Origin of the sequence: Serratia sp. 2C06 (genome assembly GCF_050037615.1) — a bacterium.
GTDB classification, from domain to species: domain Bacteria; phylum Pseudomonadota; class Gammaproteobacteria; order Enterobacterales; family Enterobacteriaceae; genus Serratia; species Serratia ureilytica.
Map to the genome: position 1 here is coordinate 551132 of NZ_CP188299.1, position 18329 is coordinate 569460.

General features: G+C 64.2%; 1 protein-coding gene and 1 pseudogene. Both read right to left on the minus strand.

Annotation, left to right across the window (positions count from 1 at the left end):
• Positions 1 to 11: 11 nt before the first annotated feature.
• The gene (locus ACP3TA_RS03035; protein WP_426784640.1) at positions 12 to 1160 is read right to left on the minus strand and encodes an alpha/beta fold hydrolase; all 1149 of its coding nucleotides are present in this window, start codon (positions 1158 to 1160) and stop codon (positions 12 to 14) included.
• Between the two features lie 17 nt (positions 1161 to 1177).
• Positions 1178 to 17857, minus strand: a pseudogene (locus tag ACP3TA_RS03040) (AMP-binding protein); the annotation flags it as partial.
• Positions 17858 to 18329: the final 472 nt, after the last annotated feature.

Below are 18329 nucleotides of genomic sequence, written 5' to 3' on the forward strand. Positions count from 1 at the left end.
ATCCTGCCGACTTACGCCTGTCCGAGATCGCGCAACGCCAGATTGAAGTGCTGGCCCAGCTCACGCCGGTGAACCGGATGCTCCATCATCGACACATGGTCGCCGTTGACCTGACTGACGCGGACGGTCGCCGGCGGCAACAGCCTATCCCATCCCAGCGCGGAAGCGTCTTCGCGGCAATATCCCGCCTGCTTGATCTTCTGCCAGTACGCCTGGAACTGCTCGTTCTGCGAATTGGCGGAAACCTGCTCCTGCTTCGCCTTGAAAAGATGGATCTTGAGCGATGCAGGCTGCACCTGAGTCGCTTCCACCAGCTTGGCGTAATGGTGTCGCTGTTGCCAGAGAGCCGCCTCGTCGGCCACTTCCGCACGCTGAGTCTTGATCCCAGCGCGTTGCACGGCCGCTATCGCCTCCGGTAACGGCAGCTCGGCCAACTGCTGACAGAACTGCGGATCCGGCCTCTCCTGCGTGGATTCCACCCAGTTCAGCAACAGCTGGACCGGGCTGTGCATCGCCTCCACCGGCCGCAACGTGTCAATCAGCCCCAGGAAAGCGACCGCTTCCCCGCTCGATTGCAGTTGCTCGGCGATGGCATAGGCCAACACCCCGCCGGAAGAGTACCCCGCCAGATGGTAGGGCCCCTGCGGCTGCACTTCGCGAATCAACGCCACGGCGCTGGCGGCCATGTCGCTCATGGTCGCCGGCTTCTCCTCCACCGCCGGCCACGGCACAGCGTAGACCGGGAAGCTTTCATCGATCTCCTTGGCCAATTCAAATACATAAGAGTGATCGCCAAAGCCGGTCGGGACGAAGAACAGCGGCGGTCGGCTGCCGCTGCTGCGAGCCGGCACCGCTTTGCACAGCGGAGCCTCGGCGGTGCGACGATCGATCCGTTCGGCCAATTCGGCCAAGATCGGATGGTTGAAGATCGCCTGTACCGGCAAGGTGATGCCTTGCTGACGCAGTTGGCTGGAGAGACGCACCGCCAGCAGTGAATGGCCGCCGAGCTCGAAGAAATTGTCGTGGCGTCCTATCTGGCCAATCTCGAGCAGCTCGCACCATGCCCGCGCCAGCGTCGTTTCGGTCTCACCCTGAGGCGCCGCATACTCCCGAGCGCCGACTGCCGCACACTCCGGCTCCGGCAAGGCGCGCCGATCCAACTTACCGTTGGCGGTCAACGGCAGCGCATCCAGCCAGACATAAGCCGACGGCACCATGTACTCCGGCAACCGTTCGCTCAAATAGGCCCGCAACTGCCCTTGCAGCGCGCTGCGTTCCCCCTCGGCCGCCGGTACGATCCAGGCGACCAGACGCGTGTGGTGCTCCGTCGAACAAACCTGCACCACCGCTTCCCGCACCCACGGGCTCGCTGCCAGCTGCACCTCGATCTCGCCCGGTTCGATGCGGAACCCGCGCAACTTGACCTGCTGGTCGCACCGCCCTTGGTATTCAAGACAGCCGTCCGGCAGATAACGCGCCAGATCGCCGGTACGATACATGCGGCCGCCGCCGACCGGGTTGAACGGATCGCTCAGGAAACGCTGCGCCGTCAGTTCCGGCCGGTTCAGGTATCCCAACGCCACCCCCACGCCGCCGATGTGCAGTTCTCCTATCGCCCCCATCGGCACCGGGCGCCCACGGGCGTCCAACAAGTACGCGCGGGTATTGCCGATCGGTTTACCAATCGGCAAACGCGCCTCCCCTTCGGCCCGCTCGATACGCGCCGTGGTCGCAAAGGTCGTGGTCTCCGTCGGCCCATAGGCATGGATCAGTTGCACCGGCCCTTGTTCTTGCAGCAACCGCGCATAAGCGCCCGGATCCTCTTTCTCCCCCCGCTGATCAGATATTTCAGCTGCGCCAGCGCGCCGCTGATGCTGTGCACATACTGATTGAACAACGCGGTGGTCAAGAACAGCGTGGTGATGCGATGACGCTGCAGTTCGGCCGCCAGACGTTCGGCTTCCATCATGACCTCCGGCGCTATCACCACCAGCGCACCGCCGTTCAGCAGGGCCGCCCACACCTCCATCGTGCTGGCGTCAAACGCCGGGTTGGCGGCAAAGGCAACGCGGTCTTCAGCGTCAAAGGCGGCGTAGCGATTGTTGCGCACCAAACGAGTAATGCCCTGGTGCGGCGTCATGACCCCTTTCGGCGTACCGGTCGAACCGGAGGTATACATGATGTAGGCCGTCGTGCCGCTCGACAATCGCAACGCCGGATTACCGTCATTGCCTTCGCAATCCTCGACCGGCAGCTGCGGAATGCCCTCATTGCCGGCGGTCTCTGCCAGCATCAGACACGCGCCGCTGTCATTGACGATCCACGCCTGACGCGCGGTCGGCAGTTGCGGATCGAGGGGCACATACGCCGCACCGGCCTTGACGATCGCCAGTTGGGCGCAAACCAGTTCGATGCTGCGCGTCAGCCGCACCGCGACCCGATCGCCCGGTTGTACGCCGCGCTCAATCAGCCGGTGCGCCAACCGGTTAGCGCGCGCATTCAACTGCGCGTAACTGAGCTGCCGCTCCCCCTGGATCACGGCGACGGCCTGTGGCGTCAACTGCGCCTGTTGTTCAAACAGTTCGTGCACGCAGGTATCCGCCGGGTAAGGTTCCGTCGTATGATTCCAGCTGCACAGCTGCAGCGCATACTCCTCATCCGGCATCACGTCCAGTTCGCAGATCGGTGTCTGCGGCGCCTCTTCCAGCGCCTGCGCCAAGGCGCTCAACGCCTGCGCCATGTAACCGCACACGCGCTGCGCTTCAATCGGCTGTCTGACCTGCGCCGTCAGGCCCAACGAATCGCCGCCGTCCTCGACCGACAACACGAACGGATAGTTGGTGCGTTCCTGGCTATCCAACAGCGTCACGCCGGCCGGCAAGGCAGTCTCCTCGCCGCTGTTATGCCGATAGTTCAGCAGGGCGCTGAACAGCGGCGTGCCCGCGGCGACGCCGCTGCAGCGCTGCGCCAAGGCCAGCGGCGCATGCTCATGGGCCAGCAGTCCGCTCAGCCGGATATGCGCCTGCAACGCCGCCGATTCTGCGCCAACCTCATTGACATCCAGCCGCAGCGGCAAGGTGTTGATAAACAGTCCGAGCGCCCGTTCCGCCCCGTCTCCGGCCTGCATGCGGCCCAGCAACACGGTGCCGAACACCACCTCATCGCGGCCGGTGGCGCGCGCCAGCACCTGCGCCCAGGCCAGATGGCACAGACTGGCCAGGCTGACGCCCATCCGTCGCGCCTGCCGCCGCAGCTGCTGATTGAGCGCATGCGGCAATGCCAGGTGCGCCGTCGAGATATCTCGCCCTTCGCCATGCACATCGCTCAGGCCGAACGGCAGCGACGGTTCATCGATATCCGCCAGCAGAGTGCGGAAGAACTGCTCGTGTTCAGCGTTGCTGACGCCGAGCCGCGCCTGCGCCACCGCGTTGCGGAACGGCGGCGCCTTGGCCAATTCGTCTCCGCGTCCGGCCAGGATCAGATTGATTTCCTCCTGCATCACCGCCAGGGTCGAGTGGTCGCCGATCAGGTGATGCCACTGCTGGAGCACACACCAACTGCCCTCCTCTTCCCGTGCAGCGACAAAGCTCAGTAACGGCGCGCGCGTCAGGTCTGGCCGTACACGGCGCGGATCAAACAACGCCGTCAGCCGCGAACCGATATCGCCCTGCGCCGGATCGAGCCGCAGTTCTTGCAGCGACAACTCGGCCTTGCGCCACACCACCTGCACCGGCGAAGACACGCCCTGGGTGATGAACGCGGTGCGCAGAATGTCATGGCGGTCGATCACCTGCTGCATTGCCGCCAGCCAGGCATCCAGGCGCGCACGGCTGTCGAAACGCAGCACCGCGGACAGCTGGTACGGATCGCCCTGCTCCGCCAGCAGATGGTGGAACAAAATCCCCTCCTGCAGCGGCGACAAAGCGTAGATGTCCTGTACGTTGGCCACACCGCCCGGCACCTGCGCCACCACCGCGTCGATCTCCGGCTGGCTCAGCGCCGCCAGCGGCAACATCTCCGGCGTAATGGAAGCGCAGCCCGGTTGGATACCGTTGGCCGGCACGCTCACCTCTTGCTGCGTGACCAATGTCTGCGCCAACGTCGACAGCGTCGGCGCGGTGAACAGCGTTTGTACCCCAGCGCTCAACCCCACACGGCGCAGCTGCGCCATCAGTTTGACCGCCAGCAACGAATGGCCACCCAGTTCGAAGAAGTTATCGTGACGTCCTACACGCTCAATGCCCAGCAACTCGCGCCAGATCCCCGCCAGCAGCGTTTCCAGCCCGCCTTCCGGTTCGGCGTAAACCTCACGCACGTAGGCGTCCTCTTGCGGCTCAGGCAGCGCGCGCCGATCCAACTTGCCGTTCGGCGTCAGCGGCAGCGTATCCAGCGCAACCCAGGCCGTCGGCAGCATAAACTCCGGCAACATGCCCGCCAGATACTGCCGCAGCGTCACCGCCAACGTCTGACGGTCCGCTTCAGCCTCCGGCACCACCCACGCCACCAGCCGTTTATTGTTCGCTTCGCCGAGGACATCCACCACCGCTTCGCGCACCGCCGGATGACCAGCCACTCGCGCCTCGATTTCACCGCATTCGATGCGGAAGCCGCGGATTTTCACCTGCCGATCGTTACGGCCTTGGTAGTCGATATTGCCGTCCGGCAGGTAGCGCGCCAGGTCTCCGGTACGATAGATCCGGTCTCCGGGATTGAAGGGATCCGTCAGGAACCGTTCTGCCGTCAGTTCGGCGCGATTGAGATAACCCAATGCCACGCCGGCACCGCCGATATAGAGCTCACCGGTGGCCCCGAGCGGCACCGGCTGCAAATGCTCATCCAGCAGATAGATGTGCGTATTGCCGATCGGCCGGCCGATCGGCAGGCGTTGCCATGGCCCTACTTGTTCAACTATCGCCGCAGTGGCGATAACGGTGCCTTCCGTCGGCCCATAGGCATTGACCAGACGCACCGGCCCCGCCTCTTTCAGCATACGAGCAAAGGCGTGCGGATCCGCAGCTTCACCGCCGCTGATCAGATATTTCAACTGCGCCAACGTCGCGGCGATGCTATGGACATATTGGTTAAACAACGACGTGGTCAGGAACAAGACGTTAATCTCTTGCCGCACCAGCGCTGCCGCCAACGCATCGGCATCCGTCAATACCTCCGGCGCAATGATCGCCAGACTGGCGCCATTGAGCAACGCGCCCCACATTTCCAACGTGCTGGCGTCGAATGCCGGGTTAGCGGCGAAAGCAAAGCGATCGCCGCGTTCGAACGCCGCAAACCGATTGTTAATCGCCAGCCGGAGGATGCCTTGATGCGTCACCATCACGCCTTTAGGCGTGCCGGTCGAGCCCGAGGTATACATGATGTAAGCCGGTGCGTCGCCGGCGCGAGCCACCGCCGGATCGTGGGTCGGATCCTGCCGCAAACGATCGATACGCAGGCATTCGATCTCGCCGGCTATCTCGCGATCGAGATCGCGATCGCACAGGATCAACGTCGTTCCGCTGTCGCCGATGATCCACGCCTGCCGCGCAACAGGCAGGTGCGGATCGAGCGGCACATAAGCGGCGCCCGCCTTGAGGATCGCCAACTGGGCAATGACCAGAGAGAAACTGCGTTCGAGCGACGTGGCCACGCGGTCGCCGGGGCGTACGCCCTGTCCGATAAGTTGGTGCGCCAGTTGGTTAGCGCGGGCGTTCAATTGCGCGTAGCTAAGGCTGTCCGCCTCGTTTACCAACGCGATGGCATCCGGCGTGCGCCGCGCCCACTGTTCAAACTGGACGTGAACAGGGTTCTGCGCCGGATAAGCTTCCGCGGTTCGGTTCCAGCCATACAACAGCAGTTCGCGCTCAGCGGCCGGCAGCAGATCGATATGCGAAGCAGACTGCGAAGCGTTTGTCGCCATCGCCCGCAGCACCTGCACCAGATAGGCGCCGTAACGCTCGGCGGTGGCGCGATCGAACAACGCCGTGGCGAAGTTCAGCGTGCCGCTGATGCCTTCGCCGTTATCGGCCAGATCGAGCGTCAAATCATACTTGGCGATCCGGTAGCCCAACTCGGCGCTCTCGGCCTGCAGTCCAGGCAGCGGAATATTGCGCACCGAGCCGTCCTGCCAGGCCAGCATCACCTGGAACAGGGGGGTATAGCCCAGATGGCGCGGCGGGTTAACCAGCTCCACCACCTGCTCGAACGGCAGATCGCGGTTTTCCTGCGCCGCCAGCACTGTGTGGCGGATCCGTTCGAGCAGCGTCGGCAGATCCGGATCGTCGCGAAGATCGATGCGCAGCGCCAGCGTGCTGACGAAGAAACCGACCAGCGATTCGGTTTCCAGCCGGCCGCGGTTGGCCTCCGGCGTGCCGATCACCAGCTCCTGCTGTCCGGCCATGCGCGCCAGCACCAGGCTCCAGGCCGCCAGCACCGTCATAAACAGCGTGCCGCCATGCTGTCGGCTGAATTGACGCAGCGCCTGCGTCAACTCGGCGTCGATCGCGATCGGCACTTCTGCGCCGCTGAAAGACTGCACCGTCGGGCGCGGCCGGTCGGTCGGCAACGTCAGCAGCGCCGGCGCATCGCTCAGCGTTTCACGCCAGTATTGCGCCTGCGCCGCCAGCCGTTCCGGCGTCAGGTAGCGACGCTGCCAGGCGGCGTAATCCGGGTATTGCAAGGTCGGCGGCGGCAGCGGATCGGCCTCGCCGCGACGGAAAGCGCCGTACAGCACGCCAAATTCGCGCAGCAGTATGCCGGTCGACCAGCCGTCGGAGACGATGTGATGGCAGGTGAGCAGGAACAGATGCTCCTCATCCGCCAGGCGGAGCAGCGCGGCGCGCACCAGCGGACCGGAACTCAGCTCGAAAGGCGCCTCCGCCAGGTGCTGCGCCAGTTGCCGCGCTCGGCTTTGGGCATCCTGCTGCCCACGCAGATCGTGAACTGTCAACGGCAGCGCGTCTGCCGGCAGAATGTGCGTCTGCGGCTGCCCCTCGACGGTGATAAACCGGCTGCGCAACGCTTCGTGACGGGCATAGAGCGCATCCAGACTCTGCCGCCAGGCAGGCAGATCCAGCTCGCCGCGCAGGCTCAGCGCCAGCGGGATATGGTAAGTTTCACTCATTCCCTCCAACTGGGTCAGGAACCACAAGCGCTGCTGAGCAAACGACAGCGGCAATGCGGCGTCGCGCGGCAGAGCTTCGATCGGCGGCAGCGCTTCACTCGTCCTTTGCAGTTGCTGCGCCACTACGTACAGCGTCGGATTGGCGAACAGGGTCTGCAACGGCAGCTGCCATTCCATCTGCTGCAGACGGTTGGTCAGACGTACCGCCCGCAGCGAGTGGCCGCCCAGTTCGAAGAAGTTGTCGTGGCGGCCAACCTGCTCCACGTTCAGCAACTCGCGCCAGATCTCCGCCAGCAGCGTTTCGCGCTCACCCTGCGGCGCTTCGTACGCCGCCTGGCTCTGTATCCCCTGCGGCTCCGGCAGCGCCCGCCGGTCCAACTTGCCGTTCGGCGACAGCGGCAACGCCGCCACCACCACCCAGGCCGACGGCACCATGTAGTCCGGCAGCACCGCGCTCACATGCTGCCGCAGCGCGCCCGCCAGCGTCTCTTCCGCCACGTCCACCGCCGGCACCACCCACGCCACCAGCCGTTTGTCGTCGCCCACCGCGCGCGCATCCACCACCGCTTCCCGCACCGCCGGGTGCGTCGCCAGCGTCGCTTCTATCTCGCCGCATTCGATGCGGAAGCCGCGGATTTTCACCTGCTGGTCATTGCGCCCCAGGTACTCGATGTCGCCGTTCGCCAGATAGCGCGCCACGTCGCCGGTGCGGTACATGCGCCCGCCCGGCGCGAACGGATCGCTCAGGAAACGCTCCGCCGTCAAGTCGGGCCGATTCAGGTAGCCCCGCGCCACCTGCACCCCGCCGATATACAGCTCGCCCACCGCCCCGAGCGGCACCGGCTGCCCGTGCTCGTCCAGCAGATAGATGCGCGTGTTGGCGATCGGCCGACCGATCGGCACCGACACCCGGTCCGCCTCCCGCGAACAGTGCCAGGCGGTGACGTCCACCGCCGCCTCCGTCGGCCCATACAGGTTATGCAACTCCGCCTGCGGCAGCCGGCGGTAAAACTCCGCCACCAGCGCCGCCGGCAGCGCTTCCCCGCTGCACATCACCCGCACCACGTTGCCGCAGCGCGTCGCCGCCTGCTCATCTGCCAGGAAGCTTTGCAGCATCGACGGCACGAAGTGCAGCGTGGTGACGCCGTACTGTTCGATAGCGCGGCTCAGGTAGTCCGGATCCTTGTGCCCTTCCGGCTTCGCCATCACCAGGCGCGCGCCGACCATCAGCGGCCAGAAGAACTCCCACACCGAGACGTCGAAGCCGAACGGCGTTTTTTGCAGCACCGTGTCCGCCGCCGTCAGGCCGTAGGCCTCCTGCATCCACACCAGCCGGTTGACCACCCCGCGGTGTTCGTTCATCGCGCCCTTCGGTTTACCGGTCGAGCCCGAGGTGTAAATCACGTACGCCAGGTGCGACGCCTGCGCGCGCGGCGCCGGGTTCTCGGCACTCAGCGTCTCCGGCAACGCGGCCTCCAGCGCCAGCTGCGGCGTCGCGGGTTCGCCCAGCGCCGCCCGGCCGGCGGCGTCCGCCAGCAGCAGCACCGGGTCGGCGTCCTGCAGGATGTACTGCAGGCGCTCGCCCGGATAGGCCGGATCCAGCGGCACATAGGCGCCGCCGGCCTTGAGGATGCCGAACAGCGCCGTCACCATGTTCAGGCCGCGTTCGGCGCACACCGCCACCCGGCTGTCCGGGCCGACGCCGCGCGCTATCAGCGCGTGCGCCAGCCGGTTGGCGCGGGCGTTCAACCGGGCGTAGCTCAGGCTTTCAGCGCCGCTCACCAGCGCGATGGCATCCGGCGTGCGGCGCACCTGCCGCTCGAACAGCGCCGCCAGCGTCTGATCCAGCGGGTAGTCACGCTCGGTGCGGTTCCAGCCATGCAGCAGCAGCTCGCGTTCCGCTTCCGGCACCACCGCCAGTGAACACACCGGCGTATCCGGCGCCTGCTCCAGTGCTTGCGCCAGTGAGTCCAGCGCCTGCACCATATAGTCACATACGCGCTGCGCATCGATCGCCTCGGTTACCTGCGCCGTAATGCCCAGCGAATCGCCGCCGTCCTCCACCGACAAGACGAACGGATAGTTGGTGCGCTCTTCGGCGCTCAGCAGGCTGACGCCTTCGGGCAGCGCCACGGCCTCGCCGTTGTTGTGGCGATAGTTGAGCAGGGCGCTGAACAGCGGCGCTCCAGGGCTGACGCCGCTGCAGCGCTGCGCCAAGGCCAGTGGCGCATGTTCATGAGCCAGCAGCCCGCTCAACCGCACATGCGCCTCCCTTGCCGCCGCCTCCGCGCCGCGCCGATCGATGTCCAGGCGCAGCGGCAGCGTGTTGATAAACAGCCCCAATGCCCGTTCCGCGCCTTCAGCGCCCTGCAGGCGCCCCAGCAATACGGTGCCGAATACGACCGCGTCTCGCCCGCTGACGCGCGCCAGCACCTGCGCCCAGGCCAGATGGCACAAACTGGCCAGGCTGACGCCCAACCGCCGCGCCTGCCGCCGCAGCCGCAGGTTCAAGGCCGAAGAAAGCGCCTGGTAGCGGCTGACGATCTGCCGTCCCTCGCCATGCACATCACTCAAGCCGAACGGCAGGACCGGCTCGCTGATATCCGCCAACATGTCGCGGAAGAAACGTTCATGCTCTGCTTCGCTGAGCGTCAGGCGCGCCTGCGCCACCGCATTGCGGAACGGCTGGGCGGCACCAAGCCGTGCGCCGCGACCGGCGAGGATTTCGCTGACCTCTTGCTCCATAAAGGCCAGCGTGGAGTGATCGCCAATCAGATGGTGCCACTGCTGCAAGGCGCACCACCGGCCATCCTCCTCTTGCGCGACGGTAAAGTTGAGCAGCGGCGCACGGGTCAGATCCTGTCGCTGATGCAGCGGATCAAAACCGGCCGCCAACTGTTGCCAAACCGGGCCGTCGGCCAGATCGAAACGCCGCTCGCTCAGTGCCAGTTCGGCCTTGCGCCACACCACCTGCACCGGCGAAGACACGCCCTGCGTGATGAACGCGGTGCGCAGAATGTCATGGCGATCGATCACCTGCTGCATCGCCGCCAGCCAGGCATCCAGGCGCGCGCGGCTGTCGAAACGCAACACCGCGGACAGCTGGTACGGATCGCCCTGCTCCGCCAGCAGATGGTGGAACAAAATCCCCTCCTGCAGCGGCGACAAAGCGTAGATGTCCTGTACGTTAGCCACGCCGCCCGGCACCTGCGCCACCACCGCGTCGATCTCCGGCTGGCTCAGCGTCGCCAGCGGCAACATCTCCGGCGTAATGGCGGCGCAACCCGGCAAGATGCGGTTTTCCGGTATGTCGATTTCCCCTTGCGCGCTCACCGCCTGCGCCAGCGCCGCCAGCGTCGGCGTTGAGAACAGCGTCTGCACGTTCGCCGCCAAACCGGCACGCCGCAGTTGAGCCATCAACTTCACCGCCAGCAGCGAGTGGCCGCCCAGTTCGAAGAAGTTGTCGTGGCGGCCAACCTGCTCCACGTTCAGCAACTCGCGCCAGATCTCCGCCAGCAGCGTTTCGCGCTCACCCTGCGGCGCTTCGTACGCCGCCTGGCTCTGCATCCCCTGCGGCTCCGGCAGCGCCCGCCGGTCCAACTTGCCGTTCGGCGACAGCGGCAACGCCGCCACCACCACCCAGGCCGACGGCACCATGTAGTCCGGCAGCGCCGCGCTCACATGCTGCCGCAGCGCGCCCGCCAGCGTCTCTTCCGCCACGTCCGCCGCCGGCACCACCCACGCCACCAGCCGTTTGTCGTCGCCCACCGCGCGCGCATCCACCACCGCTTCCCGCACCGCCGGGTGCGTCGCCAGCGTCGCTTCTATCTCGCCGCATTCGATGCGGAAGCCGCGGATTTTCACCTGCTGGTCATTGCGCCCCAGGTACTCGATGTCACCGTTCGCCAGATAGCGCGCTACGTCGCCGGTGCGGTACATGCGCCCGCCCGGCGCGAACGGATCGCTCAGGAAACGCTCCGCCGTCAAGTCGGGCCGATTCAGGTAGCCCCGCGCCACCTGCACCCCGCCGATATACAGCTCGCCCACCGCCCCGAGCGGCACCGGCTGCCCGTGCTCGTCCAGCAGATAGATGCGCGTGTTGGCGATCGGCCGACCGATCGGCACCGACACCCGGTCCGCCTCCCGCGAACAGTGCCAGGCGGTGACGTCCACCGCCGCCTCCGTCGGCCCATACAGGTTATGCAACTCCGCCTGCGGCAGCCGGCGGTAAAACTCCGCCACCAGCGCCGCCGGCAGCGCTTCCCCGCTGCACATCACCCGCACCACGTTGCCGCAGCGCGTCGCCGCCTGCTCATCTGCCAGGAAGCTTTGCAGCATCGACGGCACGAAGTGCAGCGTGGTGACGCCGTACTGTTCGATAGCGCGGCTCAGGTAGTCCGGATCCTTGTGCCCTTCCGGCTTCGCCATCACCAGGCGCGCGCCGACCATCAGCGGCCAGAAGAACTCCCACACCGAGACGTCGAAGCCGAACGGCGTTTTTTGCAGCACCGTGTCCGCCGCCGTCAGGCCGTAGGCCTCCTGCATCCACACCAGCCGGTTGACCACCCCGCGGTGTTCGTTCATCGCGCCCTTCGGTTTACCGGTCGAGCCCGAGGTGTAAATCACGTACGCCAGGTGCGACGCCTGCGCGCGCGGCGCCGGGTTCTCGGCACTCAGCGTCTCCGGCAACGCGGCCTCCAGCGCCAGCTGCGGCGTCGCGGGTTCGCCCAGCGCCGCCCGGCCGGCGGCGTCCGCCAGCAGCAGCACCGGGTCGGCATCCTGCAGGATGTACTGCAGGCGCTCGCCCGGATAGGCCGGATCCAACGGCACATAGGCGCCGCCGGCCTTGAGGATGCCGAACAGCGCCGTCACCATGTTCAGGCCGCGTTCGGCGCACACCGCCACCCGGCTGTCCGGGCCCACGCCGCGCGCAATCAGCGCGTGCGCCAGCCGGTTGGCGCGGGCGTTCAACCGGGCGTAGCTCAGGCTTTCCGCGCCGCTCACCAGCGCGATGGCATCCGGCGTGCGGCGCACTTGCCGCTCGAACAGCGCCGCCAGCGTCTGATCCAGCGGGTAATCACGCTCGGTGCGGTTCCAGCCATGCAGCAGATGCTCCCGTTCGGCGAGCGGCAGCAAATCGATATGGGATACCGATCGCGGGTTATTCAGCGTCATCGCCCGCAGCGCCTGTACCAGGTAAACGCCGTAACGCTCGGCGGTGGCGCGATCGAACAACGCCGTGGCGAAATTCAGCGTGCCGCTGATGCCTTCGCCGGTATCGGCCAGATCGAGCGTCAGATCGAACTTCGCCGCGCTGTATTCCAGCCCGGCCAATTCGGCCTGCAGCCCAGGCAGCGGAATATCGCGCACCGAGCCGTCCTGCCAGGCCAGCATCACCTGGAACAGCGGGGTATAGCCCAGATGGCGCGGCGGGTTGACCAGCTCCACCACCTGCTCGAACGGCAGATCGCGGTTTTCCTGCGCCGCCAGCACCGTGTGGCGGACCCGTTCGAGCAGCGTCGGCAGATCCGGATCGTCGCGAAGATCGATGCGCAGCGCCAGCGTGCTGACGAAGAAACCGACCAGCGATTCGGTTTCCAGCCGGCCGCGGTTGGCCTCCGGCGTGCCGATCACCAGCTCCTGCTGTCCGGCCATGCGCGCCAGCACCAGGCTCCAGGCCGCCAGCACCGTCATAAACAGCGTACCGCCATGCTGTCGGCTGAATTGACGCAGCGCCTGCGTCAGCTCGGCGTCGATCGCGATCGGCACTTCTGCGCCGCTGAAAGACTGTACCGTCGGACGCGGTCGGTCGGTCGGCAACGTCAGCAGCGCCGGCGCATCGCTCAGCGTTTCACGCCAGTATTGCGCCTGCGCCGCCAGCCGTTCCGGCGTCAGGTAGCGACGCTGCCAGGCGGCGTAATCCGGGTATTGCAAGGTCGGCGGCGGCAGCGGATCGGCCTCGCCGCGACGGAAAGCGCCGTACAGCGCGCCCAATTCGCGCAGCAGTATGCCGGTCGACCAGCCGTCGGAGACGATGTGATGGCAGGTGAGCAGGAACAGATGCTCCTCATCCGCCAGGCGGAGCAGCGCGGCGCGCACCAGCGGCCCCTGCGTCAAATCGAACGATTGAGTGGCCGCCTGACGACACAGCGTTTCAGCCTGCGCGGGGTGACGTCGCAGATCGTGGAACGCAAGCGGTAACCCGTTTGCCGGCAAAATCTGTACCTGTGGCCGATCTTCCCGGGTGATGAACCGGCTGCGCAGCGATTCGTGGCGCGCATAGAGCGCGTCCAGCCCCTGTTGCAACGCCTGCCGGTCCAACCGACCGCGCAGCCGCAACGCCAGCGGGATATGGTAGGTTTCGCTCATCCCCTCCAACTGGGTCAGGAACCACAGACGCTGCTGAGCAAACGACAGCGGCAATTCCCCATCGCGCGCCACCGGCAGCATCGGGATCGATTCCTGCGTCGGCGCAACCTGCAGCGCCTGGGCCAACACGTGCAACACCGGACTGGCGAACAGCGCCTGCAACGGCAGCTGCCATCCGGCCTGTTGCACGCGGTTCGCCAGGCGCACCGCCATCAGCGAATGCCCGCCCAGTTCGAAGAAGTGGTCGTAACGGCCAATCCGTTCTACGCCCAACAGCTCATGCCAGATAGCCGCCAACAGATTTTCTGCCTCGCCCTGCGGCGGCGCATAGGCCTCGCGCGCACAGGCGTCGACCTGCGGCACCGGCAGGGCGCGCTTGTCCAATTTGCCGTTGCCGGTCAGCGGCAACGCCTCCAGCCAAACGTAAGCCGCCGGCACCATATAGTCCGGCAACCGCGCCTGCAGATGCCGGCGCAATTCGGTCGCCAGCGTAGCGCGTTCCGTCTCCGGCGCCGGAACCACCCACGCCACCAGTCGCTTATTCCCGTCGCCATCGTCGATAGCGTCCACGGCTACGCTGCGCACGCGCGGATCGGCGCTCAGCTGCGCTTCCACCTCACCGCACTCGATGCGGAAGCCGCGGATTTTCACCTGCTGGTCGTTGCGACCCAGGTATTCGATATCCCCCCCCGGCAGATAGCGCGCCAGATCGCCGGTGCGATACATGCGCGCACCCGGCGCCCGGTTGAAAGGGTCTTCGAGAAAACGTTCCGCCGTCAATTCGGGCCGGTTCAGGTACCCTCGCGCCACCCCTTCACCGCCGACGTACAGTTCGCCGATCGCCCCCATCGGCACCGGTTCGCCATCGGCGCCCAGCAGATACAGCCGCAAATCCGGAATACGGCAGCCGATCGGGCTAGCGACGATCGCCGTATCCTGCGCCGACAGCGGCCGGTACGTCACGTGCACCGTGGTTTCGGTGATGCCGTACATGTTGACCAATCGCGTCTGCCGGTTCTCTGGACGAGCAAACCACGGCGCGAGATCGGAAGGCTTCAGCATTTCACCACCGAACACGATCTCGCGCAGCTGATGGCGCGCTTCGCTGTGTGCCTGAGCCTGGATAAAGGCTTTGAAGGCGCTCGGCGTCTGATTCAGTACCGTGATGCCGCTGCGGCAGACGAAATGATAAAAGTCCGGCGCCGAACGGGCGATCTCCTGCGGTACGATGAACAGCTGGCCGCCATACAACCAGGCGCCCCAGATCTCCCAAACCGAAAAGTCGAAGGCGAATGAGTGGAACAGGCACCACTTGTCGGCGGCGCTGAAGTTAAACCAGGCGTTGGTGGCGCTGAACAAGCGCGCGACCTGGCGATGCTCCACCATGACCCCTTTCGGTTTGCCGGTCGAACCGGAGGTGTAAATCACATACGCCAGGTGTGATGGCCGCACCTCGACGTCCTGCAGATCGTCGCTTTTCCCCGTCAACGGCTGTTCCAGCGCCAATACCGGCACCTCGCAGCCGCCCAGCGCTTGCCTGCCAAGTTCATCCGCCAACAGCAGCACCGGCGCGGAGTCCGCCAGGATGTACTGTAGCCGCTCTCCGCTATAGGCGGGATCCAACGGCACATAGGCGCCGCCGGCTTTGAGGATCCCCAGCAACCCGGCCAGCATCGGCAGACCGCGTCCGGCGCACAGCGCCACCAGACTGTCCGGTTGTACGCCAAGCTCTACCAGCCGATGGGCCCATCGGTTCGCCCAGGTATTCAATTCAGCGTAAGTCAGGCTGTCGTCGCCGTATGTCATCGCCGTCGCATCTGGCGTGCGTTTGACCTGCGCTTCGAACAGCCGATGCAGACACGCCGCCGGCGAGTGCGAAGCAACGGTGTGATTGAGGCTCTGCAGCAACTGCGTGCGTTCTTCTTCGGAAACCAGATTGAGTTCGCCGATGGTGCGACGATGAGAGCCCGCTCTCACCGCGTCGTTGAGCAGCATCAGCAGATGTTGCGTCGCACGCAACATCTGTTCGTCAGCCACTGAGGCGGCGTCGTATACCCAACGGAAGGCGCCGTCAGCCTTGCAGATTTGCAATACCGCGCGCGAGCCGGAAGCCATGATGGCAGCCACGCCCTCGTCTTCAGGCTGCAACCCTGTCTCTGAACGCCGGCTGACGATCGATACCGCCGTCGGCCAAGCTTGGGGCGCCCGCAGATCCGCATCGCCCGTCAGCAACGCGGGATGATAATCAGCATGAGCGCGCAACCGGCCGTATTCTTGTTCCAGCGCGGCCAATGCCTGCTGGAAATTGTAGGAGTGATCAACTGAGACCTGCAGCGGCAGCACGCGCGCGCTCAGGTGAGCCCAACGTCCCCAATCCCGATCGTTCGACGTAATCCAACCCAGCTGAAAATCGGTTTCATTACACATGCGCGCCAGATAGAGGGTTGCTGCCGCCAGCACCTGCTCGCCGGCAATCTTTTCCAGGCGCTGCCAGGCCGTGGCCTGCCAGCGTGCGGGAAGGGCCGCCCGGCGGTCAGGCCCTGGCGGGAACGGCGCCGGATAAAAGCGTGTCAGACGCGGTTGCCAGAAAGCGGCGCTGTCGGCGCTGGCGCCATACGCCGCGCCTAACAGCGAAGCTTCGGCATCGCTAAGCGTCGGCAAGACCGAGCCGACAGACAGGCCGCAGGCCTGCGCCAGCGCATCACCCGGCTGAATCGAGCCGTCGGCGCGCAAGAACGGCCCGACGCGCACCACGCCGGGATGCGCGGCGATCTCCCAGCCGTCGGTCTCAATGCGCAGCAGGGTGCCGGGTTCGGCCTGGCGTTCATCGCTCACCGCCAGCAGCGTCGTCACGCCCAGCACGCGCTCCGCCAACAGTATCTTCGCCGCGCATCCCGCGCCATGGCTCAGCGAGCTCACCAGGCGCTGCAGCGCCTGAGCCGGGCGATCCCAACGGATGATGCCGCCGGCAGGCGGTTGCCGCCGGTTGGCGTAAAAGCTGCCGCCGGCCCCGGCATCAGCCAACGTCGCCACTTGCCGATCCAACGCTTCGATCGTTCCCGTCGTTGAAGCGTTCAGCGCGCGTAAAATGAACTGGAAACGACGCTGCAAAACATCCAGATCGTCTAATGAATTTGCATAGGCGGCGTCAGAAAAAGTGACGTCCAGTTCATTCGCCTGCTGGTCTTCATACAGCATAATCTGTAGATCGCCGGACGGAATATTGCCACCGTAATACCAACGGGTGCGGCATCCCCAGAAAGGATCGCCGTGGTCGAAAGAAACGATGTTAATTGAAGGGCCAAACCAGGCGGAATCCGTCGCGCCATTATCACGCCGAATATCCTCCCCGCGATATAATTGATGGCGAACCACTTTCGCTATTTCAGCCGCCACTTTCTGGATAAATTCAGCCAGACTTAGTTGAGGTTCAACCTTAATAATCAAAGGGACAACGTTAGAGGTCATACCAATACTGTTTCGTTCCCTTGTCCCGGTCACCGGCATGCTGAAATTAAGATATTCGCTGCCGGTTAAGCTGTAGAAACATAATGCTACGGCAGCGGCCAATATATGCGCACGGTGTACGCCGATATTGTCGGCCTGCCGCTGCAGCCGATCCAGGACGTCTTTTTCCAGCAGCTGCGTGTTGTGGTGCATCGCAGCGTCCGGCGTCAATACGGCCCTGCGTGACAAGCTCTGCGGCGCGGCGGCGGTGTATTCCCGCCAAAACGCCTGATCGGAAGAAAAGCGCGAAGAGTCGCGGTACTTGATGTCGTTTTCATACAGCAGAGAGAAATTGCAGTTGGCGAATTCAGGGATGACGCCGCCGGACGCCAGCGCGTTATAGTAAGCCGCGATGCGCCGCATCACTTCCTCAGCGCTGCGGCCGTCGGTGATCATATGGTGGAAACGGCGATAGAGGATGTAGCGCTGCGGTGCGAGCGTAATGACATAAAAACTAAAAGGTTCTTCTCCCGTAGCGCGGCGCGGCAGCGCCGAATCCGCCACCATCCAACGTCTGGCCGCCTGCAGAGGATCGGGTTCCTTGCTGAGATCGAGCGTGAACAGCGGCTCATGTGTACGTGGCGCGCGGTATTGATAAAGCTCACCGTCTTTTTCCACAAAATGCGCTTGCAGAGCCGGCGTTTCTTCGACGATGGCGTCGATGGCTTGCCGCAGCAGTTTAACGTTGAGCGGCCCGTCGACCTGTCCGTAGCCCCAGATATTGAACGACAAATCTTTGGAGATGTTTTCCCCCAGCCAGAGTTCACGCTGGGCGGTTGTTATTTCATGCAGCTCAACTTTCTCCGTTGCGGCCTGAGACCCTGCACGGAATTCCCCACTCTTCACATCAGTTTGTTTGTTCATAATATTCTCTAGCACGTTTTCATTACGTTAATGAAATAGACCGTCAGGATTTAGGCAAAGACAGGCCGCCCGACAGTTCAAGTCAGAATAAAAAAACCGTAGAAAAGCTGGGTCTCCCCCAACTAAGAAAGGATAAAATGGCTAATCCAGAGGTCCCCCCTGTGCCTCAATTTGCTGAGCTGTGAAGTATAGGAGAGGATATTTTTTTTGGCGAAACGTGCGAAAGGGAATAAATGACCATTTTATTTCCCCGATATTACTCAGGGATGACGAGGGTATTGAACTTGTATTAACCTGAGATGATTAGAGAATAATTAATATTTTTTTGTATTATTCATCGAGGTTAATATGCAGCAATTCTTACGATAAGAGCCTCTCCATATCAATAAGTTATACTTTATTGTTTGAAAAACAATAATTAATAATTTAATTAATTCATTGTCATCGAAATTTATGCCCGGTTTTATCGGCA